We start from the raw sequence: 20779 nt of genomic DNA, 5'->3' as shown, positions 1-20779 counted from the left end.
GGGTTTGTGTTAGTGTGAGCACGGCTTGACCTTTTTTGGAGCCGGTTTGTTTTTTGGGCCAACGATGACGCGTGCGACACGATCAAACGACTGGGGATTTCCGCGCTGGGGCGGCTATGGTGGCTCGCGCGAGGCAAAGCCTTTGCGCATGTGCGACCGCTCCGGATGTGACGAGCCGGGCAATTGCCCCGCGCCCAAATCGCCCAATTCGCCCGATCGCTGGTATTTCTGCACGACGCACGCCGCCGAATACAATTCCGGCTGGAACTATTTCGAAGGGCTCGACAAGGAAGAGGCGGCGCAGCGCGAACGCAACGAGCGCGACGAGGCTGCGGGCTGGCAACAGTCATCCTGGGCCGAATGGGGCGGCTCGGGCGACGGCAGCCGCAGCCGCGACGAATTGCGCGCGCTCGAAGCGCTGGAGCTCGATCCCGACGCCGATTTCGAAGCGGTGCGCAAGGCCTGGCGGACGAAGGCGAAGCTGGTCCATCCCGATGTGCGGCCCGGCGATGCCGATGCGGCGCGCGAATTCCAGCGCTTGCAAGTGGCCTATGAAGTGCTTCGCGCGGCCGAAGACCGCCGAAGCTGGAAGGGCCCGCAGAACGGTGCCTGAAAGCCTGATCTGAAATGGCCGACCCGTTCTCGCCTCCGCCGTTCAAGACGCCCCGGCGCCCCTCCGGGCCCGGCCGAATACTTCTGGTCACGCTGTGTATCGCCGCGTTGATGGTGCTGTGGCAGGCCTTGCCGCGCATCGATGCCTGGCTGTCACCCGATCGAGGCACCCCGCGCACGGTCACTCCGCGCGGCGATCTGGCAGGGGATGAAAAGGCCACGATCCGCCTGTTCGAAAATGCGCGCGGCTCGGTGGTGTCGATTTCCACCTCGCAACTGGTCGAAGATGTCTGGTCGCAGAATGTGTTTTCGGTCCCGCGCGGAACGGGTTCGGGGATCATCTGGGACGATGCGGGGCATGTCCTGACCAATTATCATGTCATTCAGGGCGCGTCGGAGGCGACCATTCGCCTTGCCGACGGGCGCAAGTTTCGCGCCGCGCTCGTCGGCGTCAGTCCCGAACATGATATTGCGGTGCTCAAGATCGGCGTGGCGTTTCACCGCCCGCCGCCGATTCCGATCGGCACCAGCGGCGATCTCAAGGTCGGGCAAAAGGTGTTTGCCATCGGCAATCCGTTCGGGCTCGACTGGACGCTGACCACGGGGATCGTTTCGGCGCTCGACCGGACGTTGCACAATGACACCGGCGGGGTCGGGGTGCAGCACCTGATCCAGACCGACGCGGCGATCAATCCGGGCAATTCGGGCGGTCCGCTGCTCGATTCCAGCGGACGCCTGATCGGCATGAACACCGCGATCTACAGCCCCTCGGGCGCGTCGGCGGGCATCGGCTTTGCCGTCCCGGTCGACACGATCATGGCCGTCGTGCCGCAGCTTATCCGGGCAAACTGAGCGCCGTGTCGAGCAATTGCGCGATCCGCGCATCGTCGGGAAAGCCCTCGGCGATCCACTGGTCTTCGACCTTGCGCAAAGTGCGCGCGACCGCGGGGCCCGCGCTGACCCCGCGTGCGACGATCGCGCCGCCTTTCAGCGGAAATTGCGGCGGGGTCCACCCGGCCAGCGGGGCGAGGCTTTCGCCCGCGATCAACAGGCGGTCGCTCGCTTCGATCAGCCCGAGGCGATAGGCGAGCGCGCGCGGATCGCCGGTTTCGCGCACGACGGCACAGGCAAGGCGCTTTTTCTGTGCGCCCGACAGCCGCAGCCGCGCGGCAACGGATTCGGCAAGCGATGGATCGGCGGGAAGCAGCGCGGCAAGGCGGCGCAAGGGATCGGCGGCCACATGCTCGCGGGTTTCGGCAGTGATCAGCGCGGGCAGGGCGGCCGGGTCGGCTTCGGGCAGGACCATTGCCAGCACGCCCAGCTCGGCCATGCGCGATACCGTCGGCGCGGGGTCGGGATGCGCGAGCAGGCGCATCAGTTCCCACCCCACGCGTTCGCGTGACAGGCCTTTGAGCCCCGGAGCGAGCGCGGCGCAGGCCTGCTCTGCCGCCGCGTCGGCAGGCATGGCGCCATAGCGCGCCTGAAATCGGAAATAGCGCAGGATGCGCAGATAATCCTCGCGGATGCGCGCTTCGGGATCGCCGATAAAGCGGACCCGGCGCGCGGCAAGGTCGGCGCGTCCGCCGAAAAAATCCGTCAGGGCCAGCGTGCGCGGGTCGGCATAGAGCGCGTTGATCGTGAAATCGCGCCGACTGGCATCTTCTTGCCAATCGGACGAAAAGGCGACCGTGGCATGGCGCCCGTCGGTCGTGACATCACGGCGCAGCGTGGTCACTTCGGCCGGGCCGCCGGGCAGCACGGCGGTAATCGTGCCATGCGCGATACCCGTCGGCAGGGCACGAATGCCCGCCGCGTCCAGCCGCGCCACGACCTCATCGGGCAAGAGGCTGGTGGCCATGTCGATGTCCTTGACCGCAAGGCCAAGCAGCGTGTCGCGCACCGCGCCGCCGACCCAGCGGCAATTGCCCACATGCGCGGGATCGAGCGCGGCGACCAGCGCGGCCAGATCTTCGCGCTGCGTCCACGCGGCGGCGGGCAGAGTGTCTGTCACTGGTCGTCACCATGCCAGGCGATGCGGTGCGCCAGATTGGCGATGATGCCGCCCGTCACGCCCCAGATGCGGTGTCCCTGCCACAGGATTTCGACATAGTTGCCGCGCAGGCCATTGAATTCTGCGGTGCGGCGCTGTTGATGGGCGGGATCGAGGACATAGCCGAACGGCGGCTCGAACCATTGCGCGACTTCGCCCGGATTGGGCGTGATGGCGATCGTGCCCGGCACGACGGCGACGACCGGGGTGACGTCATAGCCGGTGCCGGTGCGGAAGCGGTCGGTTTCGCCGACCACGCGGACGAGCGCCGGGTCGATACCCAGTTCTTCCTGCGCCTCGCGCAGTGCGGCTTCGATCGGGGTTTCATCCGCGTCGATCTTGCCGCCGGGAAAGGCGGCCTGGCCGGGATGCGCGCGCATTGTCGTCGGGCGCTGGATCATCAGCACGCCGGGCCCGTCGGGATGGCCGGGGCGGTCGGTTACCGCGATCAGCACTGCCGCCGGGCGCAGCGTTACGCCTGTGGGCGGGCGCCAGTCGCGCCAGGGCGGATTGGCGTCCTGCTCGTGGCCTTTGGCGAGCAGGCGCGACAGGCGATCGTAAAGCGCGTCGGTCATGCACAGGGCGCCAGGGCAAAGCGCAAGCCCGCGCTTTCGACCGCGAGAGCCTCGATCGGCGAGACGGTGAGTGCTTGGTCGATCAGTTGCGCATAAGTGCTGCGATTGAGCCGCGCCTCGGTGCCATGGCGCACGCCGAGATAGAACGCGGGCACCTCGGCGGTGCCGGCGGTGCGCAAGCGATGGTCGGGCCCGGCGAGCAGCACCTCGTCGGTATTGAGCCGGAATGCCAACACCGCGCGGCCTGCGCCGTCATGGCGGACCTGCATGTCGGTGGCCAGGAAAGCCGCGTCATCGACAGCGATCGACAGCTTTTCGATCGGGGTCAGCAGATAATGGCGCCCGTCATCCTCGCGCATCAGCAGCGCGGAAAAGGCCCGCACCATCGCGGGGCGGGTGATCGGCCCACCATCGTGAAACCACGTTCCGTCGGCGGCAATGCGCATCAGGCTGTCGCCGGTCTGCGTCGGCGTCCATTGCTCGACCGGCGGCAATCGGCGCGCGGCGGCAGCTTCGGCCAATTCGGCCAGAGTCAATGCGGCAAGATCGGGGGCGGGAACATAAGGCACGCCCATGCCCTGCCAGATCGGATCAGCCGCGCCAAGGGCCCAGCATGCCCTCAGTGGGCAGAACGGTCGGATTGGCCGTGCGACACAGCAGGCGGCGCTGCTCGAACGGGCCGGGCAACCGCCATCCGCCGGTATGGGCGTTGGAAAAGCCGAAAAAGCGTCCGTAGTATTCCGGATCGCCGATCATCACCTGGGGCAAGGGCGCGCGCGGGTCGATCGCCGTCAGCGCGGCGGTGACGAGCGCCTGGCCATAGCCTTTGCCCTGGAGCGTGGGCATGACCGCGACCGGGCCGACCATGATCATCGGGTGGCGGCGCCCCGTCGCATCGGTTAACGCCACCGGCCAGCACTGGATCGTGCCCGCCAGCATCTCGTTTTCATCGAGCGCGGCAAATGACAGGCCCGGCAGCCAGTCCGACCCTTCGCGCACTTTGTAGGCCGTGCGCTGGTGGCGCGCCGGCTCGAACGCGGTGTCGAGCAGGGCTTCGACCAGAGCGGGGTCGACATCGGCGAGCGGGATGATGGTGGAGGAGGTGGTCGTGGGCAAGGGAACAGGGCTTTCAGGGGGGGAATCGGGATGGGAAAGCGCGCGGATAGCGCTCCTGCCGCGCGGTCGCAACCAAATCGCCGGGCGGGTCAACTTTCGGCAAAGGCAAAGGGCGCTGCGATCCGGCGGTAATCGTCGGGCAGGATGTCGCGGCCCAGCGGCGGCTCGGCGCGCGCGGTGCATTCGGCACGATTGCACAGGCGGCAGGTCATGCCGATCGGCGTTGGCACAGGGGGATTGGCCGTGTCGCGTGCATAGACCAGCCTGGGGGCGTGCTCTGCGGTGCAGGTCAGCGCGATCGCGCGCAATGCGGTCGGACGGTCGTGCGCGCCGCCGCCGCTGGTTACCGTGCGCGCGATCGAAAAGAAGCGTTGCCCGTCGGGCAGGTCGAGCCATTGCGTGAGCACTTCGCCCGGCTTGCGAAACGCCTGATGCAGGTTCCACAAGGGGCAGCCGCCGCCATGCGCGGCAAACGGAAAGCCCGCACCGTCGAGCCGCTTCGATACGTTGCCTGCCGCATCGACGCGGATGAAGAAGAACGGGACGCCTTCCTGTCCCGCGCGGCCAAGCGTGGTCAGCCGATGCGCGACTTGTTCAAAACTCGTGCCGAACAGGCCGGACAGAGCCTCGATGTCATAGCCGCGCGCTTCGACGGCGCGGGCAAAGCGGTCGTAGGGCATGATCATGGCCGAAGCGGCATAAGCGGCGAGCGCGCGGCGCACGAGTTGCGCGGCAGTCTGGCCCGCGAAGCTTTCGCCGCGGACGAGCGCGGCAATTTCGGCGCGCATCGCGGTATAGGCAATGTGCAGCGCGATCTGCCACTGGCGCGCGGTGGCCGACAACGTGTCGTCGAGCAGCAATTGTTCGCCATGCCGGTCATAGCGACGCAGCGCCCCCATCATCACATCGCCCGGCAGAAACCGCACCCGGACTCCCAGGCGGCGCAGCCATTCGATCTGGCCTCCTGCCCGCGCGATGTCTTCGGCCAGCGATTCGGCGCGCGCATCGAGCGTGGGGAAATGGTTGCGGGTGCGCGTCATGAAGCGCCGCGCCTCGCCCACCGCGTCGGCGGCGGGATCGCTGACCGCGCCCTCGCGCAGGCCGGCAAGCGCCTGTTGTTCGCGGGCATAGGCGCCGTGCAGCCGCAGCATGGCTTCGGCAACGCCGGGAAAGCTGGTGGCAATATCGGCGATTTCGAGCGTGGTCAGGTCGATGTCGGCAAAGATCGGATCCTTGAGCATGGCGGACAGTCGCTGCGCGTAATCGTCGCGCTCGTCGGCGGCGAGTTCGCCCATGTCCAGCTTGTAGCTGCGCGCGAGGCGCAGCAGGATGTCGGCGGTCAAGGGGCGCTGATTGCGCTCGATCAGCGCGACATAGCTGGGCGAAATGCCGAGGTCTTCGGCCATCGCCTGTTGCGTCAGGCCGAGTTCGCGGCGCAGGCGCTTGATGCGCGGGCCGAGGAACAGCGGGCGAGAGGCGGAATCGCGCGGCCCTTGGGCCATGTCTTTGTCTCCGTAAAGGTCTGCACAACTGTACAAGCATTTTTTGTAAAGTTTGACAACAAGACTTCGCGCGCTCTCCCCATGCGGCATGCGCGGCGCTAACCCGGCTTCACCAACCGGCCCTTCCGGATACATTCTTGAAGCAGGACACGCGCACATGACTTATCAGCAGACCATCGCCGAAGCGGGTACGGCAATCGCCACCTACGGCCGGAACTGGGACGGCATCGAAGCTGAATCGGCCGCTCGCATGCGGCTGCAGAACCGCTTCCACACCGGGCTCGACATTGCGCGCTATACCGCCAAGATCATGCGCGCCGACATGGCCGCCTATGACGCCGACACGTCGCAGTACACGCAGTCGCTGGGTTGCTGGCACGGTTTCATCGGTCAGCAGAAGCTGATCGCGATCAAGAAGCATTTCGGCACCACCAAGGGCCGTTATCTCTACCTGTCGGGCTGGATGGTCGCCGCGCTGCGCAGCGAATTCGGTCCGCTGCCCGATCAGTCGATGCACGAAAAGACCAGCGTCCCGGCGCTGATCGAAGAACTCTATACGTTCCTCAAGCAGGCCGATGCCCGCGAACTGGGCGGCATGTTCCGCGATCTCGACAAGGCGCGCGAATCCGGCAACGCGGTCGAAGCGCAGCGCATTCAGCAGGCGATCGACGGCTTTGAAACGCACGTCGTTCCGATCGTCGCCGACATCGATGCCGGTTTCGGCAACGCCGAGGCGACTTATCTCCTCGCCAAGAAGTTCATCGAGGCGGGCGCTTGCTGCATCCAGATCGAAAACCAGGTTTCGGACGAAAAGCAGTGCGGTCACCAGGACGGCAAAGTCACCGTCCCGCACGAGGACTTCCTCGCCAAGATCCGCGCCGTTCGTTACGCCTTCCTCGAACTGGGCGTTGATGACGGGGTGATCGTTGCGCGCACCGACTCGCTCGGTGCCGGGCTTACCAAGCAGATCGCCTATACCCGCGAACCCGGCGACATCGGCGACCAGTACAACGCGTTCCTCGATTGCGAAGAAGTCGATCAGACCAATCTGGGCAACGGCGATGTGTTGATCGCCCGCAATGGCAAGCTGTTGCGTCCCAAGCGTTTGCCGTCGAACCTGTTCCAGTTCCGCCCCGGTACGGGCGAGGACCGCGTCGTGCTCGATTGCATCAACAGCCTGCAGAACGGCGCCGACCTGCTGTGGATCGAAACCGAAAAGCCGCATATCGGCCAGATCGCCAACATGGTGAACCGTATCCGCGAAGTCGTGCCCCATGCCAAGCTGGTCTACAACAATTCGCCAAGCTTCAACTGGACTCTCAACTTCCGTCAGCAAGTCTTTGACGCATGGGCCGCTGAAGGTCGCGATCTGTCGGCCTTTGACCGGGCCCGCCTGATGAGCGTGGACTACGACGGCACCGATCTCGCGATCGAAGCCGACCATCGTATCCAGAACTTCCAGCGGGATGCCGCGCGTGAAGCCGGGATTTTCCACCACCTGATCACGCTGCCGACCTATCACACGGCCGCGCTCAGCACGGACAACCTGGCCAAGGGCTATTTCGGCGAAGAAGGCATGCTGGCTTATGTCGCCGGTGTGCAGCGTCGCGAAATCCGCGAAGGTCTGGCCTGCGTCCGTCACCAGAACATGGCCGGATCGGACGTTGGCGACGATCACAAGGAATACTTCGCCGGTGACGCCGCGCTCAAGGCCGGTGGCGCGCACAACACGATGAACCAGTTCGCCGCAGCCTGATCGGATCAGGCCCCGCATCTGGCCCTGCATCGGCGCATGGCGGGTGCAGGGGGGCGGCAAACCAATCTGATTACCCATTCGCGGCATTCCGCCACGAAGATTCTACAATGGAGACTGAGCATGGCTGAACCGCAACGTGCCCGCGCGGTCCTCTCAACGGAGGACTTCAAGCTGATCCGCGAAGCCGTACTGTTTTACCTGAAGCACATCGAGGACACGCCGGATTCGGTGAAATTCTCGAACCTCTATCACCGCCTTGGCAGCGCCTTGGGCCGGTAAGAGGCTTCAGACCGGAACTTTCCTGGGGAGGAAAGCGGGCCCGCAGTGTCGCAATGGCACTGCGGGCCTTTTCTTTGTCGGCATTTCAGGGCGCGTTCCTGTCAAGGTGCGTTCTTGTCAGGGGGCCAGGATCGGTGCGACATCGGCCAGATTGCCGTCATTGGGCAGCGGGGCAATGCCCAGAACCTTGGTCATCAGCGGATAGACATCGACATTGGGGAAGGGCGGTGTGACCACGCCGTGCCGGAATGCCGGGCCGTTGGCGATAAACAGCGCGCCCATCAGCGGATCGTGGATGTCATAGCCGTGCGCGCCCTTTTCGATGCCGGGGTGAAAGGCCTGGCCGCGCTGAAATCCTTCGCGAGTCATCACCAGCCACCCGGTTTCGACCGAACAGACGACATCGGGCACGCGCGGGTTGCTGCCGTAATGCAGATCGGCGGGAACCTGATCCTTGTTCCAGCAATGCATGTGCCGCTGGGGCCCGAGCAGCTTTTGCCGCGCCGCTTCGCCTGCCGGGGTCCTGGCAATGGCGATCCCGACGACGGTGCCGTCGAATACCACTCTGGCCGCACCCAGGTCGATCGTATCGTCAAGCAGGACAAGGTTGTCCGGCCCGACCGGCGCCATCCCGTGATCGGCGACAATGATCAGGTTGGCGGCAATTCCGCGTGCTTTCAGTCCCGCGATCAGCCGGGCGATGGCCTGATCGATCGAGCCGATCGCCCGGTTCACTTCCGGCGAATCCGGGCCGAAGCCATGGCCCGCGCCGTCCACCGCCTCGAAATAGAGCAAGGCGAGGCGCGGGCGCTGGTCCGCCGGCAGGTCAAGCCAGCCGAGCACGGTATCGACCCGCTCTGCCGGTGGTATCTTGTGGTCGAAATCGTGCCACAGGCTGGCGCGCACACCGTCATGCGCAACGCTGACGCCGGGCCAGAACATCACCCCGGCGTGGACCCCGGCGCGCTCGGCGGTAACCCAGATCGGGGTGCTTTCGCTCCACCAGCGTTCCTCCTTGCTGGCCATCGAAAACATCCCCGGCATGGCAGGGTCGGCAAAGGCATTGTTGACGATGCCGTTGTGATCGGGGGTGAGCCCGGTCACCAGCGTGGTGTGGTTGGGAAACGTGACCGAAGGAAACGAGGGAATCATGCGCTGCGCCCGCACGCCGTCAGCGGCAAGCGCGGACAGGGTCGGGCTGACCCCGCGATCGAGATAATCGGCGCGAAACCCGTCGATCGAGACCAGAATCAGCGGCGCATCCGGCGCGGGATCGGCCCGCACCGGCCCGGCAGCGATCACCATCAACAGCGCCAGCGTTGTCCGAACCCAAATCTTCATCTCACACCTCGGTATTTGCGGAGCCCTACCGGCACTTGCTCTGAACCTGTTGCAGCGCAAAGACACTCTCTGCAAAGACTGATTGGGTGCGCAAGCATTTTGCATTGACAGGGGGTGGGGGCCGCCGATGAACCATCGCAAGACTTCATGGACGCTGGGGATTGGCGCGCTTGGCGTGGTTTTCGGCGATATCGGGACATCGCCGCTCTATGCGATCAGCCTGCTGTTTCTGCATCGGCACAGCGCGCTGCCGCCCGAGCGGATCTATGGCGGGATCTCGCTGGTGATCTGGTCGCTGGTGGTGGTGGTCGCGTTGAAATACGCGCTTCTTGCGCTGCGGGCCGATAACGACGGCGAGGGCGGGGTGTTTGCGCTCTATGGCCTGCTCGACAAAGTCAACCGGCGCGGCCGCTCGCTGCTCGCCTGGTCGCTGCTGCTGGGCGCGGGGCTGCTGGTGGGCGACGGCATGATCACGCCCGCGATCAGCGTGTTGTCGGCGACCGAGGGGCTGACCGTGGTTGCGCCGTGGACGGCGGGGGCTGTCGTGCCGCTGACGCTCGTGCTGCTTGGCGCGCTGTTTGCCATTCAGCATCGCGGCACGGGCAACGTGGGCCTGGTGTTTGGCCCGGTCATGCTGGTGTGGTTCGTCGCGATCGGCGCGCTGGGTCTGTGGCAGGTCATGCTTCATCCCGCGATCCTGAATGCGCTGTCGCCGGTCTGGGGCGTTCGTCTGCTCGTCGGATTGAACCTTTCGGACGGGCTGCGTGTGCTCGGCGCGGTCATGCTGGCGGTGACCGGGTGCGAGGCGATGTATGCCGATATGGGGCATTTTGGCGCCGCCGCGATCCGCCGGGTCTGGTTTGCAGGGGTCTTTCCTGCGCTCGTGTTCAATTATCTGGGTCAGGGGGCCTGGCTGCTCGGTCAGCCGGGCGCGATGAGCGAAGGCGTGTTCTTTCGCATGATCCCCGCAGCGCTTGCCCTGCCGGCGGTGATCCTGGCCACGATGGCCACCGTGATCGCCAGCCAGGCGCTGATTTCGGGGACGTTTTCCTTGATCTCGCAAGCGATCGAACTGGGCTTCTTTCCGCAATTGCGCGTCGATCACACGCATCATGCGCGGCAGGGCGAAGTCTATGTGCCGTTCTTCAACTGGCTGCTGTTTTTCGGCTGCGTCACGCTGGTCCTGTCGTTCCGGTCAAGCGGCGCATTGGGATCGGCCTATGGTCTGGCCGTTTCGGGGGTCATGCTGGTGACTTCGGTCGCGCTCTATCGCCTGGCGACGCGGGTCTGGGGCTGGCGCACGGGGCTGGCCATTCCGGTCTTTGCGCCACTGACGCTGGTCAGCCTGATGTTTCTTGTCGCCAATTCGATCAAGATCCTCGACGGGGGCTATGTTCCGCTGGGCATCGGGCTGGTGTTCTTTGCGCTGATGCTGGCTTGGAACTGGGGGCGCGGGCGAACCCATGCCGCCTATTCGGCCCGGCGTTCGATGACCCTTGCCGAACTCATCCGCCTGCACCGCGAGGCCACGCAACTGGTCGACCATACCACGATTTTGATGGTGCCGCCGCGCGCGCAGACGGGGCGGACAAAGCGCGCGCCCGCGCTGGTGCAATTGATGTGGGACCGCAGCGGGATACTGCCGCGCAACCTGATCTTTGTCGAAGTGGCTCACCCGCGTCAGCCTTATGTCCATGACGACCGTTTCGACATCCGCGTGCTCGATGAAAACCCCAATGGCAGCATCGTCATCGTGGAAATGCGCTTTGGCTTCATGGAAACGCCCGATGTCGAGCACGGGCTCGAACTGCTCGCGCGTCAGTCGCGGATCGCGCTGGGCACCGATCATCGCAAATGGATCGTGCGCGTCGCGCGCGAACACCTGATCCATGCGCCGGGCGCGGGCGTACTGTCGACGATCCGGTTTCGCACGTTCGAAATGCTGCGGCTGATTTCGCAGCCGACGTATTATCACTATGGCTTGGGTCAGGACCGCCAGTTGACTGTGGAAGTCCTGCCCGTTCGGTTGCCGTAAGCCGCTTTGGTTCAGCCGCTCTTGCCTGCCGCCGCGCCGACGATCGTGGTGTTGGCGGTGGGGATGGAGATCTGGAACGGGCCGCCGAATTCCTGCCCGGTCGGGCCATAGAACGCGGGCGCAAAGCTGCCGCTGCCCGCCGTCACGCCGGTCACCCCGCCGACTGCGGCAACGCCGCTCGCAATCGTGCCCGACACGTTGAATGTGCCATAATTGGTCGTCGCATTCTTCAGGCCAAAGCTGCCCGAATAGCCGCCCATGTCGAAATTGATCGCGAACGAGGCGGTGCCGTTGACCCCGGCGGTGGCATTGGTCGCGCTGTTATAAGCGGTGCCATAGGCGACGCCGGTATAGCTGGCCGATCCGGTGCGCGCCTGGATTACCGAAGGATCGGTGCCGAGGCCATAGACGAACCACGATGTTCCGGTGCCGCTGTTGGCGGCAGTCGAAGTCGGCCCCTGCCAGCTGCCGAAGGTCATGTAAGTCAGCGCCAATTCGGTGTTGGTGCTGCCCGCCTTGTAGAGGTTGGCCGTAATCGTGCCGCTGCCATAGGCTTGGCTATAGGCGGTGAAATTGGCGTTGCTGCTGGTGGTCTTGTCGCTGCTGGTCAAGGTCGCGGCGGGCAGTCCTGCCGGGGTGACGGTGGTCGATCCGGCGGCGGTTACATCGACGGTTCCGGTGGCCAGGCTGGCGTTGGCGCTGCCGCCGCCCTGCGGTATGGTCATCTGCGCGCCCTGCGCCGCAAAGCTTTCGTCGCTGACGATATTCGCCATGGACAGGTTGGCCGGGGTCAGCGAGGCGTTCTTGTTGCCCCAGATCACCCCGCTCGTGCTGCTGCCGTCGGCACCGCTGGTGGCAAACGAGGCGCCCAGTTCCTGCGCGGTCGGGCCATAGAATTGGCCGCTCAGCGTGCCGGTCGATTTGCTGTTGAGCCCGGTATAGGTGATCGCGCCGGAAAAGGCATTGGCGCTCGATGACAGCGTGCCCGATCCTGCGATGGTTACCCCGCTGCCGTAATTGGTCTGCGAGACGATGCCGGTTTCATAGGCGGTGGCGCTGGTGGTCAGCAGACCGTCGACGAAATCGACATCCATCCGCCCCGTGCCCTGAAAAAACCGCGCCTCGCTGCCGATCGGCGTGACCAGACCATAGACGCTGGTGGCATAGGCCGCCGACCCGGTGCGCGGTATGGCCGAGGCCGCCGTGTCCAGGCCGTAGATAAAGAAATCGAGCGTGACGGCGCTGCTGCCCGATCCGGTCGCCGTGCGTTGCCAATAGCCAAGACCGGAATATTGCGGATAGCCGGCGCCATAGCCGGTGACGCTGGCGGATTCGAGAGTCAGGCGATCGGTGGTCGCGCCGTTGGTGATCGCATAGACGGCGATGCCGTTTGCCGCGCTCGACTGGTTTGCCGGGGCAAACGTCTGGTTGCGGCCCTGAGTCGAGACGGTGTAGCTGTTTGACGCAAGGTCGTAGCTGAATGTCAGCGGCTGGCTGGTCGATGCGGCCGCCGTGACATTGGCGCTGGCCGCAATCGTTGCGGATTCGCTGGCGGCATTGTTGGCAAAGCTCTGGCTGGCGACGAGCTTGGCCAGGCTGCTGTTCGTCGTCGGCGCGCTGACGCTGGCAACCGGCCCGCCGCCGCTGTCGCCGCATCCGGCCAATGCCAGAATCATGCCGATGCCCGCCAGATTCCCGGCCCGGTCTGTTGTTGCCTTGCGCATTGCCCACTGCCCCCTTGCGCTGTGGCGTCGTGGGAAAGCTGGCCGAAAAGCTCCGTTTTCGATCAAAACGCGGATGCCAGCCCCACTTCGCCCGCGACCCTTTTATAATCATAGATTTGCACGGTTGATTGATTTCGATCTAGCCGCAACCGAATGAGCGGTGACAAGGAACCTACTCGAATTTGGCGCAATGTTGCCGCAAGGCTAAGGCCATAGGCATTGTCGACCCGCCGGTCGGTGAACAGATCGAGCCGGTCATCGGCGGCAAGATGGCCGTAGGACAGCGTCGCGGTCAGCGTGGCATGGCCCACTTCGCGAAACAGATAGGGGCTGACGCCAAATCCGGTCGTGGCATAACCCGCATCGCGCGCGCCCTGACGATTGGCATTGACCATCATGCCGCCGCCAAACCGCGCGGAAAAGGCGCGGTCGAGCCCCAGCGTGCCGCCCCAGGCGACGCCGGTCTCCAGCGTGTTGAGCGAGTTCTTGACAAAGGCATGGCTCAGCCCGGCGCGGATTTGCCCCCGTTTGCCCAGCCGGTGTTGCCAGTCGAGCGCCTCACTGACCGAAAAAGTATAAGGCGTACCGCCATACCAGCGCCAGCCCGGCCCGGCGGAAAGGCTGATCCGGTCGGGCCCTTTGGCCCATTCGGGGCCGACCTGCGGCGCGACGATGACATCGTCGAATTCGGGATCGCGATAGAGGCTCGCGCTGCCCGACAGGCGCGCCAACAGGGTAAAGCGCGGATCGATCGGCACGCGGGCAAAGGCCTGGCCGCGCGCGATGCCGCCGATTCCCGATGTCGCGCGGGCATCGCGGCTGAGCGTGAAATCGCCGATCACGGTGTTGAGCGCAGAGGCAGTAGTGGCGCGGTTGACATTGCTGTCGGGCGCGATTGCCAGTTCGATGCTGCCGCCGATCGGGCGCATCGCGTCGAGCGCCTGTTGATAGAAGCGGACCGTGCGCGACACTTCGGGGGGAAGGCCGATCGCTTGCGCCGCGCGCAATTCGCGCGCTGCCGCGCCCATGTGGCCCATTTCCGCGTCGAGTCGGGCCAGTTCGAGGCGCACCGGCGCGGCATTGGGCGTTTCATCGAGGATGTGGCGCAACAGAATTGCCGCCTCGGCCTTGCGCTTGAGCGGGCCCGACAACAGCTTGGCCAGGCGAAAACGCGCTTCGTTGCGGATGTCGCGGTCGGGATTGCCGGTCAGCGCGTGCAGCGCCGCCTCGGCGGTTTTCGTATCGCCCTGCGCGGCGGCGCGGGCGGCGAAATCAAACAATTGCGCCGGGGTCAGCCGCGCCCTGACGGCGGGTTCTCCGGCGGGTTTTTCTTCGGGCGCAGGCGGGGCAGGGGGCTCGGTCGCGACGGCAGACGCCAAAATTGCAATCCCTGCCGCGATCATCCAACACGCCCCCGTAAAGCCCGCGCTTTCATGGCCTTGGCCCCGGCTTTGCGCAAGGTGGGAGATTGGCCCGATATGGCAACGATCAAGCCAGGCTTTTCAGGGCATGAATTTTTCTCGGCAGACTCATCTCAATTGATTCGGTAGAGAAGTGCTTGTCGGGCCGGAATGATCCTCTCCTCGTTCCGGTCCGGCCGCGGCTTTTGATGTGTGTCAGCTTGCGCCGCGTCACCAACAGCTAAAGCGCACGAACAGGCTTCGTTCATCCGCGCCTTGCTCGTGTCGATCGTGAAAAGGAATTGCGCGATGGCAAAAAAGTCTGTTTTTCGACAAAGGCAGTTGGTCGACCGGCCCCTGCCGCGTTTGCCGCATCCTTCGTGGCGCTGGGCGCTTCCCGGTGGGGATGGCGAACGTCAGGGTCGGGCGGCGATCGGATCTGCCGATGACTTCTGGACCCGGCTCGGTCTTTGACCATGGGCTTTACCACGATGAGAATTTACCGACCTATATTGCCATGAAAACCGCTCTGATCATCCGCCATGTCCCTCATGAAGGCGTTGCCGGTTACCGCGATCCGATCGAGACTGCGGGATACCGGGTCGACCGGATCGACGTGTGCGATCCGGCCTTTTCCGCGTGCGATCTGGTCGAGCCCGATCTGGTCATCATGATGGGCGGGCCGATGGGGGTCTATGAACAGGAAACCCATCCGTGGATCGCCTGTCAGATCCGGCGGCTGGCGCGGCGGCTCGATGCCGACCGGCCGACGCTTGGCGTGTGTTTCGGCGCACAGATGATCGCGGCGGCGCTCGGCGCGAGGGTCTATCCTGGCAAGGCGAAGGAAGTCGGCTTTCATCCGGTCACGGTCCATGACGAGGAAAGCCCGCTGCGCCATCTCGCCGATGTGCCGGTGCTGCATTGGCATGGCGATACGTTCGATTTGCCCGATGGCGTCGATTTGCTGGCGTCGAGCCATGTCTATCCGCATCAGGCGTTTCGACGCGGGCGCAATCTGCTGGCGCTGCAATTTCATGGCGAAATGGGCGAAGATCCGCGCTTTGACGCGTGGATCGAACAAGGGCCGCATGACATCGCCGCCGCCGGTCACACGCCATGCACCTTGCGCGCCGCGCATGACGAACACGGGCCCCGCGCGGTCGCCGCCGGGCGCGCGATGATCGCCGAGTGGCTTGCCGGGCTAGATTAGGGAATCCCGCCAGCGTGCGATCCGCCCGAGGGCGTCCTGCAACATAGCCGCCGGTTTCGCATGGCACAGCCGCAGGATATGGCGCGGCGCGTCATCGCCCTCCCATAAGGCCGATAGCGGGATCGAGGCCACACCCGCCTCGCGCACCAGCCGTTCGGCGACAGTGCGGTCGTCGAGGTCAATGCCGCTGGCGGCCAGATCGATGCACGAAAACCACGTCGCCACGCCCGGCAGAACGGCGAAGCCGAGCGCGGCCAGGCCATCGTTGAGCACCGCGCGCGTCGCTGTCCAATCGGCGACCTGACCATCGATCAGGGCATCATCGGCCAGCCCTTCGGCGACGGCCCATTGCAGCATCGGCGGCGTCGTAAACGTCAGAAACTGGTGCGCCTTGGCCAAAACCCCGGCCACGTCGGGCGCGGCGATCATCCAGCCGACTTTCCACCCGGTCGCGCCGAAGATCTTGCCCGCCGACCCGATCTTGACCGTCCGCCCGGCCATGCCCGGCTCGGCGAGCAGCGAGGCATGCACCGCGCCGTCAAAGCGCACCGTTTCCCACACTTCGTCGCAGATCACGAACAAGTCATGCGCCACCGCGATTTTGGCCAGCATCGCGCGGTGCCCGGCGTCCATCACCGTGCCGGTGGGGTTAAGCGGATCGTTGACCATCATCGCCCGCGTGCGCGGGGTGATCGCCGCCGCAATCGCATCGCGGTCATAGCCCCAATGCGGCGGACGCAGCGGCACAAACACCGGCACCGCGCCGACCCGGCGGACCAGCGGGGCATAGGCATCATAGGCAGGCTGAAACAACAGGACTTCATCGCCCGGACTGATCACCGCGAGCACGGCAGCGGCAATCGCCTCGGTCGCGCCCGATGTCACGATCACGTGATCGCGGGTCAGATCGAGCCCCTGCCGCCGCTGATAAAACGCGGCAACCGCATCGCGCAATTCGGGCACCCCGGCCATCGGCGGATAATGCTGCGACCGCTCGGCCATCGCCCGCGTCACGGCGGCGGACAAGGCGGCGGGCGGCGGCGCATCGGGAAACCCTTGCCCCAGATTGATCGCCCCATGCGCCCGGGCAAGCCCCGACATATATTCGAAAATCGTCGTGGGCAGCGCGGTATAGACCGGATTGAGCGTATGCATGCCCCATGGTCTAGCAACCCCGATCCACGATGCAACCCGCCGCCCATTCACCTGCGAGCCCATTCACCGGCGAGACAGTCTTTCGTCGATAGACTTCGGGCAGACAATCAGGATGGAGAGAGCAAATGGAACACGGCCTTATCGCATGGCTGATAATCGGCGCCATCGCCGGATTTCTCGCCGGAAAAGTAACCCGAGGCGCAGGCTACGGCCTGATCGCCGACATCGTCCTCGGCATCATCGGCGCCTATATCGGCGGGCACCTGTTCGCCTTCCTCGGCATGGCCCCCGGCACCGGCATGATCGGCTCGATCATCACCGCCTTCATCGGCGCCGTCGCCCTCCTGCTGGTCGTGCGGCTTTTGACTCGCGGGGGGTGATCGGCGTGAGGTTGGGGGCAGTCCTTGAGGACAAAACGGCCGGTGGCCGCCACGCCCGGGAACGTCAAGTTAGACCGAAACCAGCCATTCGCCGGACCGCGGCGGACATCCCTCCTATTTCCAAGTTGGTGGACGGACCGGAATGTCGGGTTCTGAAGTTGCCACCCATTTGATCTTCCTGACTTACCTGCAATCCCGCGTTAACGCTTCACATTGCATCATATTCTACCGTCTCGTCGTCCCGGCCTTGAGCCTGGACCCAGCTAGTCCTTTGGCGTAATTGGGTATTGCGTCCCTGGAATTGCCTGGAATTGCCTGGCGTCCCTGGAATTGCCTGGAATTCGTTGCGTCCCTGGAATTAGTCCTTTGGGTATTGCGTCCCTGGAATTGCGTCCCTGTTGCGTCCCTGGAATTGCGTCCCTGGAATTCGTTGCGTCCCTGGAATTCGGCGTCCCTGGAATTCGCGGGCGCGCGAGGAGGGCAGGCATTAAGTGCACTGGCACCGCAATCCTGGCACCGTAATCTCAATGCGCTCCCCGCATCACCAAAGGGGCTTGCTTCGATTTCAGGCGAGCGCCGACATAACCACCTCCTTCAAGCAGCACGCAGGGCTCATGGTATCCTTTGATGACCCAAGCAGGTCCAACTGCCACGACATCAGTTTCTGACCTATTTGAAATATTGAAATCAAAATCAGACGCCCTTTTTCCTCCTATCATCGGCTCCATAGGGAAGCGTTTTCCGTTTCCTGAGCACTCATTCAATACGATTGAAAAATATACCTGATTGCGTTTTATAAATTCCGCATCATTCGCAGATATGCCGACGTGAATAATGACGTTGTTGCCTTGTGATTTCTCAGCCCAAGCATTCCTTATGGTCGCATTGTTCGAGCATCCGCTCAAAATAAGCGCCGAAACCACCAACATAATTAGCCTCAACATGGGGAAGTTCCATTACGTACACAAGTCTGTGGAGGAGGAGTATATGATTGCGATACGATGTTATTCGCACCGGATTGAGACATCATCTTTGAAAAATCACCGTGGTGAGCGTCAACGGTGGCTTGACTATCCGCGCCCGATGTAGCGGTCGTTCCCAAAAGGGCTCGGCCTGTCCCGGCAACCGCATCGGAAAAGTTAGGCCAACCCTTCGGAGATGCATTCACGTTCCCCCAAAACGATACGCCAGCAGGTTTCGTCCCATCACCAGCTTTCGCGACCGGATCGATCGTAAGGAGGTTCGTTATTTTTGCGCCCGTCGAGTTTGCGGCAATAATCGCAGCAGAGCCACCGAGGCTATGGCCAATAACATTGAGGGGCTCCCCCTTGGCGAGTGGAGCAGAAACAGCCGCGTTTATGGCCTTCTGATCGGCCCAACTGAAATACTGAATGTCCCGTCCAGGAGTTCGGGGGACAGGAGTTCGGGGGACAGGAGTTCGGGGGACACCAGGAGTTCGGGGCACACAATATCCAATTGTGTCAAAGCACTGGCGGGTTCCCGGCTCAAGGCTGGGAAGACGTCGGGGGCGGAACGTAACGCGGTTGAGCTTGTGAACGAACGGCGGGTTTCGAGACGCTCGGACAGTCACTTGAACGACTGCAATTAAGGCGACCTCGGTCACCCGTTCCTAAACGGCCCGGGCCTGCTTGATGACGGCGAACGCGTCGCCCATCAGGCGGGTTACTTCGTCCGCGCTCAGCACGTAATGCGGATCGTAATGCAGGCCGACGCGCGGGGTTTTTTTCCAGTGATCGACGTAGAGGCCTTTGCCGGGGCCGAAGGTCAGGTCGACATGGCGGGCCAAGCGGGCCGGGCCCTGTGCCGAATAGGCGGTGCGGAAAATCGCCATGTCGACGATATGGGGGCCGATCATGATCCAGACATGGCCGTCCCAATCGGGGGCGGATGGGCTGAATATGTGCGCCCCGTCAAAGGGCTGCCCGTCGCCGAAGATCGGCACGCCTTCGACCGACAAGGTTCCGGCCACGACGTGAATGGGCGCGGTCATGCGGCGTTCGAGGCTTACGGCCAAGGCGGCGCTGATCAGGGCGCTTGATCCCGCAGCCGGCGGAAAGATCGCCAGCAGGTCAAGCGCGCACTGCGACAGCACCGCGCGATCGGCATCGGTCATGGCATAGGCCTTGAACGCTTTTGCCGCTGCCCAGCCGTGTTGCGCGGCGATGCGCTGGGCCAGTTGCGTGATGTCTTTGCTTGCCAATGTCGTCGTCCGGTCTGCCTTGCGCGTTTAGCCGAGTGCGGCCTGCTTCTCTTCGGCGAGGCGGTCGAGTTCGGCGCGGCTTTTGCGTTCGGCGGCAGTTTTCAGCTGGCCGCAGGCGGCGTCGATGTCGCGGCCTCGGGGCGTGCGGACCGGGGCGGAAATGCCCGCTTCGAAGACGATGTCCGAAAAGCGGCGGATGCGTTCGGGCGTCGAACAGTCATAGGGTGCGCCGGGCCAGGGGTTGAAGGGGATCAGGTTGACCTTGGCGGGCAGTTTGTAATGCTTGAGCAGGCGGACCAGTTCGCGCGCGTCGGCGTCGCTGTCGTTCTTGTCCTTCAGCATGACATATTCGAACGTGATCCGCCGCGCGTTCGATGCGCCGGGATAGGCGGCGCAGGCGGCGAGCAATTCGTCGAGGCCGAACTTGCGGTTGATCGGCACGATCTCGTCGCGCACCTCTTTTGACACCGCGTGGAGCGATACCGCGAGGTTCACGCCGATTTCTTCGCCGCAGCGGGCCATCATCGGCACCACGCCGCTGGTCGACAGGGTGATGCGCCGTTTCGACAGCGCGAGGCCGTCGCCGTCCATGACGATTTTCAGCGCGTCGCGGACATTGTCGAAATTGTACAGCGGCTCGCCCATGCCCATCATCACGATATTGGTGAGCAGGCGACCATCGGCGCTGTAGGCCCGCGCGGCTTCTTCGCCTTCGTCGTCGGGAACGTCGTCGAGGCCCGCCATGTTTCCGCCCGCCTTGGGCCATTCGCCCAGCGCGTCGCGCGCGAGCATGACTTGCCCGACGATTTCGCCCGGCGTCAGATTGCGCACCAGCCGCATCGTACCGGTATGGCAGAACCGGCAATTGAGCGTGCAGCCGACCTGGCTCGAAACGCACAGCGTGCCCCGGTCGGCATCGGGGATGAACACCATTTCGTAATCGTGATTGTCGGCGGTGCGCAGCAGCCATTTGCGCGTGCCGTCGGTCGAGGCCTGCGCTTCGACGATTTCGGGCCGGGCGATGACGAAGCGTTCCGCCAGCCAGGGTCGCATCGTCTTGGCAATGTCGGTCATCGCGTCGAATTCGATCACGCCGCGATGATAGATCCAGTGAAACACCTGTTTCGCGCGCAGTTTCGCCGCGCGCGCATCGAGCCCGGCGGCGGCGAACAGATCGGTGATTGCCGCACGCGACAGGCCGAGCAGATCGACGCGACCATCGGCGCGCGGGGTGACTTCACGGGGCAGGGGCACGGGATCGATATGGCCCGGGATCGGCATCAGCGGTGTTGGCATGGGGCGCATATAGTGCGCCGCGCGCAGAAGCGCAAATCGCGCGCCACGATTGCGCCACGATCGGCGGCATTTGTAACACATTGTCACGCGCGGGCATTTCCGCCGCACAAAGGCAAGGGGCGGCGGC

General features: G+C 64.3%; 18 protein-coding genes and 1 pseudogene. 7 read left to right on the top strand and 12 right to left on the bottom strand.

From position 1 onward, the window contains the following. Positions 1 to 64 precede the first annotated feature (64 nt). Positions 65 to 613 (top strand): J domain-containing protein, encoded by a 549-nt coding sequence (locus AQZ50_RS08120; protein WP_067745422.1) that lies wholly within the window; start codon positions 65 to 67, stop codon positions 611 to 613. A 14-nt stretch (positions 614 to 627) separates the two neighbouring features. Beyond that, positions 628 to 1455, top strand: a pseudogene (locus AQZ50_RS08115) (S1C family serine protease); the annotation flags it as partial. Here the strand turns inward: AQZ50_RS08115 and AQZ50_RS08110 are convergent. The 5 genes from AQZ50_RS08110 to AQZ50_RS08090 form a co-directional block, all read right to left on the bottom strand. Continuing rightward, the gene (locus tag AQZ50_RS08110) at positions 1448 to 2623 is read right to left on the bottom strand and encodes a CCA tRNA nucleotidyltransferase (protein ID WP_067745195.1); all 1176 of its coding nucleotides are present in this window, start codon (positions 2621 to 2623) and stop codon (positions 1448 to 1450) included. The pseudogene AQZ50_RS08115 and the gene AQZ50_RS08110 overlap by 8 nt on opposite strands. Further along, the gene (locus tag AQZ50_RS08105) at positions 2620 to 3237 is read right to left on the bottom strand and encodes an NUDIX hydrolase (protein ID WP_067745192.1); all 618 of its coding nucleotides are present in this window, start codon (positions 3235 to 3237) and stop codon (positions 2620 to 2622) included. The genes AQZ50_RS08110 and AQZ50_RS08105 overlap by 4 nt, the downstream gene beginning before the upstream one ends. Continuing rightward, on the bottom strand, positions 3234 to 3806 hold the full coding sequence (locus tag AQZ50_RS08100) for a DUF1285 domain-containing protein (RefSeq protein ID WP_067745420.1): 573 nt from the start codon (positions 3804 to 3806) through the stop codon (positions 3234 to 3236). Before AQZ50_RS08100 ends, AQZ50_RS08105 begins: the two co-directional genes overlap by 4 nt. A 22-nt stretch (positions 3807 to 3828) precedes the next feature. After that, positions 3829 to 4353, bottom strand: a complete 525-nt coding sequence (locus AQZ50_RS08095) for a GNAT family N-acetyltransferase (RefSeq protein ID WP_067745190.1) — start codon at positions 4351 to 4353, stop codon at positions 3829 to 3831. Between the two features lie 89 nt (positions 4354 to 4442). Beyond that, complete coding sequence (locus AQZ50_RS08090) at positions 4443 to 5855, bottom strand: helix-turn-helix domain-containing protein (protein ID WP_067745187.1); 1413 nt, start codon at positions 5853 to 5855, stop codon at positions 4443 to 4445. Positions 5856 to 6012: 157 nt separating this feature from the next. On the opposite strand from AQZ50_RS08090, the gene AQZ50_RS08085 reads away from it, so the two are divergent. Beyond that, entirely contained in the window at positions 6013 to 7611 is a 1599-nt protein-coding gene (locus tag AQZ50_RS08085; RefSeq protein WP_067745183.1) for an isocitrate lyase, read from the top strand. Between the two features lie 120 nt (positions 7612 to 7731). Beyond that, on the top strand, positions 7732 to 7890 hold the full coding sequence (locus tag AQZ50_RS20720) for a hypothetical protein (RefSeq protein ID WP_197412417.1): 159 nt from the start codon (positions 7732 to 7734) through the stop codon (positions 7888 to 7890). Positions 7891 to 8007: 117 nt separating this feature from the next. Here the strand turns inward: AQZ50_RS20720 and AQZ50_RS08080 are convergent, their stop codons facing one another. Next, a complete protein-coding gene (locus AQZ50_RS08080) occupies positions 8008 to 9231 on the bottom strand; it encodes an alkaline phosphatase family protein (RefSeq protein WP_067745181.1) in 1224 nt (407 codons plus the stop codon). A gap of 127 nt (positions 9232 to 9358) precedes the next feature. Between AQZ50_RS08080 and AQZ50_RS08075 the strand changes: the two genes are divergently transcribed. Next, positions 9359 to 11266: a KUP/HAK/KT family potassium transporter gene (locus AQZ50_RS08075; RefSeq protein ID WP_067745178.1), complete on the top strand. Its 1908-nt coding sequence runs from the start codon at positions 9359 to 9361 to the stop codon at positions 11264 to 11266. An 11-nt stretch (positions 11267 to 11277) separates the two neighbouring features. On the opposite strand, the gene AQZ50_RS08070 is transcribed toward AQZ50_RS08075, so the two are convergent. Together AQZ50_RS08070 and AQZ50_RS08065 are read right to left on the bottom strand one after the other, a co-directional pair. After that, on the bottom strand, positions 11278 to 12990 hold the full coding sequence (locus tag AQZ50_RS08070) for a transferrin-binding protein-like solute binding protein (protein ID WP_231730168.1): 1713 nt from the start codon (positions 12988 to 12990) through the stop codon (positions 11278 to 11280). 62 nt (positions 12991 to 13052) lie between these two features. Next, positions 13053 to 14369 (bottom strand): surface lipoprotein assembly modifier, encoded by a 1317-nt coding sequence (locus AQZ50_RS08065; protein WP_231730167.1) that lies wholly within the window; start codon positions 14367 to 14369, stop codon positions 13053 to 13055. Between the two features lie 538 nt (positions 14370 to 14907). On the opposite strand from AQZ50_RS08065, the gene AQZ50_RS08060 reads away from it, so the two are divergent. Then, positions 14908 to 15600: a glutamine amidotransferase gene (locus AQZ50_RS08060; protein ID WP_067745171.1), complete on the top strand. Its 693-nt coding sequence runs from the start codon at positions 14908 to 14910 to the stop codon at positions 15598 to 15600. On the opposite strand, the gene AQZ50_RS08055 is transcribed toward AQZ50_RS08060, so the two are convergent. Further along, positions 15592 to 16755 carry an aminotransferase gene (locus AQZ50_RS08055; RefSeq protein WP_067745168.1) on the bottom strand — a complete coding sequence of 388 codons (1164 nt, stop codon included), beginning with the start codon at positions 16753 to 16755 and terminating at the stop codon, positions 15592 to 15594. The genes AQZ50_RS08060 and AQZ50_RS08055 overlap by 9 nt on opposite strands. 125 nt (positions 16756 to 16880) lie before the next feature. On the opposite strand from AQZ50_RS08055, the gene AQZ50_RS08050 reads away from it, so the two are divergent. Continuing rightward, complete coding sequence (locus tag AQZ50_RS08050) at positions 16881 to 17135, top strand: GlsB/YeaQ/YmgE family stress response membrane protein (RefSeq protein WP_067745165.1); 255 nt, start codon at positions 16881 to 16883, stop codon at positions 17133 to 17135. A gap of 524 nt (positions 17136 to 17659) precedes the next feature. On the opposite strand, the gene AQZ50_RS20385 is transcribed toward AQZ50_RS08050, so the two are convergent. The 3 genes from AQZ50_RS20385 to rlmN form a co-directional block, all read right to left on the bottom strand. After that, complete coding sequence (locus tag AQZ50_RS20385; RefSeq protein ID WP_197412416.1) at positions 17660 to 18079, bottom strand: hypothetical protein; 420 nt, start codon at positions 18077 to 18079, stop codon at positions 17660 to 17662. Positions 18080 to 18765: 686 nt separating this feature from the next. Beyond that, complete coding sequence (locus AQZ50_RS08040) at positions 18766 to 19356, bottom strand: hypothetical protein (protein ID WP_067745159.1); 591 nt, start codon at positions 19354 to 19356, stop codon at positions 18766 to 18768. A gap of 27 nt (positions 19357 to 19383) precedes the next feature. Continuing rightward, entirely contained in the window at positions 19384 to 20652 is a 1269-nt protein-coding gene (rlmN, locus tag AQZ50_RS08035; protein ID WP_067745417.1) for a 23S rRNA (adenine(2503)-C(2))-methyltransferase RlmN, read from the bottom strand. Positions 20653 to 20779 lie beyond the last annotated feature (127 nt).

This window comes from Novosphingobium sp. Fuku2-ISO-50, assembly GCF_001519055.1.
GTDB lineage: Bacteria > Pseudomonadota > Alphaproteobacteria > Sphingomonadales > Sphingomonadaceae > Novosphingobium.
Note: the sequence above shows the minus strand (reverse complement) of the source record. Positions and strands in the feature narration are given on the sequence as shown.

Bases quoted from the DNA above. Each gene is read 5' to 3' on its own strand.
- AQZ50_RS08085 (WP_067745183.1), top strand. From the start codon at position 6,013: ATGACTTATCAGCAGACCATCGCCGAAGCGGGTACGGCAATCGCCACC.
- AQZ50_RS08105 (WP_067745192.1), bottom strand. From the start codon at position 3,237: ATGACCGACGCGCTTTACGATCGCCTGTCGCGCCTGCTCGCCAAAGGC.
- AQZ50_RS08050 (WP_067745165.1), top strand. From the start codon at position 16,881: ATGGAACACGGCCTTATCGCATGGCTGATAATCGGCGCCATCGCCGGA.
- AQZ50_RS08120 (WP_067745422.1), top strand. From the start codon at position 65: ATGACGCGTGCGACACGATCAAACGACTGGGGATTTCCGCGCTGGGGC.
- AQZ50_RS08060 (WP_067745171.1), top strand. From the start codon at position 14,908: ATGAAAACCGCTCTGATCATCCGCCATGTCCCTCATGAAGGCGTTGCC.
- AQZ50_RS08090 (WP_067745187.1), bottom strand. From the start codon at position 5,855: ATGGCCCAAGGGCCGCGCGATTCCGCCTCTCGCCCGCTGTTCCTCGGC.
- AQZ50_RS08055 (WP_067745168.1), bottom strand. From the start codon at position 16,755: ATGCATACGCTCAATCCGGTCTATACCGCGCTGCCCACGACGATTTTC.
- AQZ50_RS08080 (WP_067745181.1), bottom strand. From the start codon at position 9,231: ATGAAGATTTGGGTTCGGACAACGCTGGCGCTGTTGATGGTGATCGCT.
- AQZ50_RS08075 (WP_067745178.1), top strand. From the start codon at position 9,359: ATGAACCATCGCAAGACTTCATGGACGCTGGGGATTGGCGCGCTTGGC.
- rlmN (WP_067745417.1), bottom strand. From the start codon at position 20,652: ATGCCAACACCGCTGATGCCGATCCCGGGCCATATCGATCCCGTGCCC.
- AQZ50_RS20720 (WP_197412417.1), top strand. From the start codon at position 7,732: ATGGCTGAACCGCAACGTGCCCGCGCGGTCCTCTCAACGGAGGACTTC.
- AQZ50_RS08070 (WP_231730168.1), bottom strand. From the start codon at position 12,990: ATGCGCAAGGCAACAACAGACCGGGCCGGGAATCTGGCGGGCATCGGC.
- AQZ50_RS20385 (WP_197412416.1), bottom strand. From the start codon at position 18,079: ATGTTGAGGCTAATTATGTTGGTGGTTTCGGCGCTTATTTTGAGCGGA.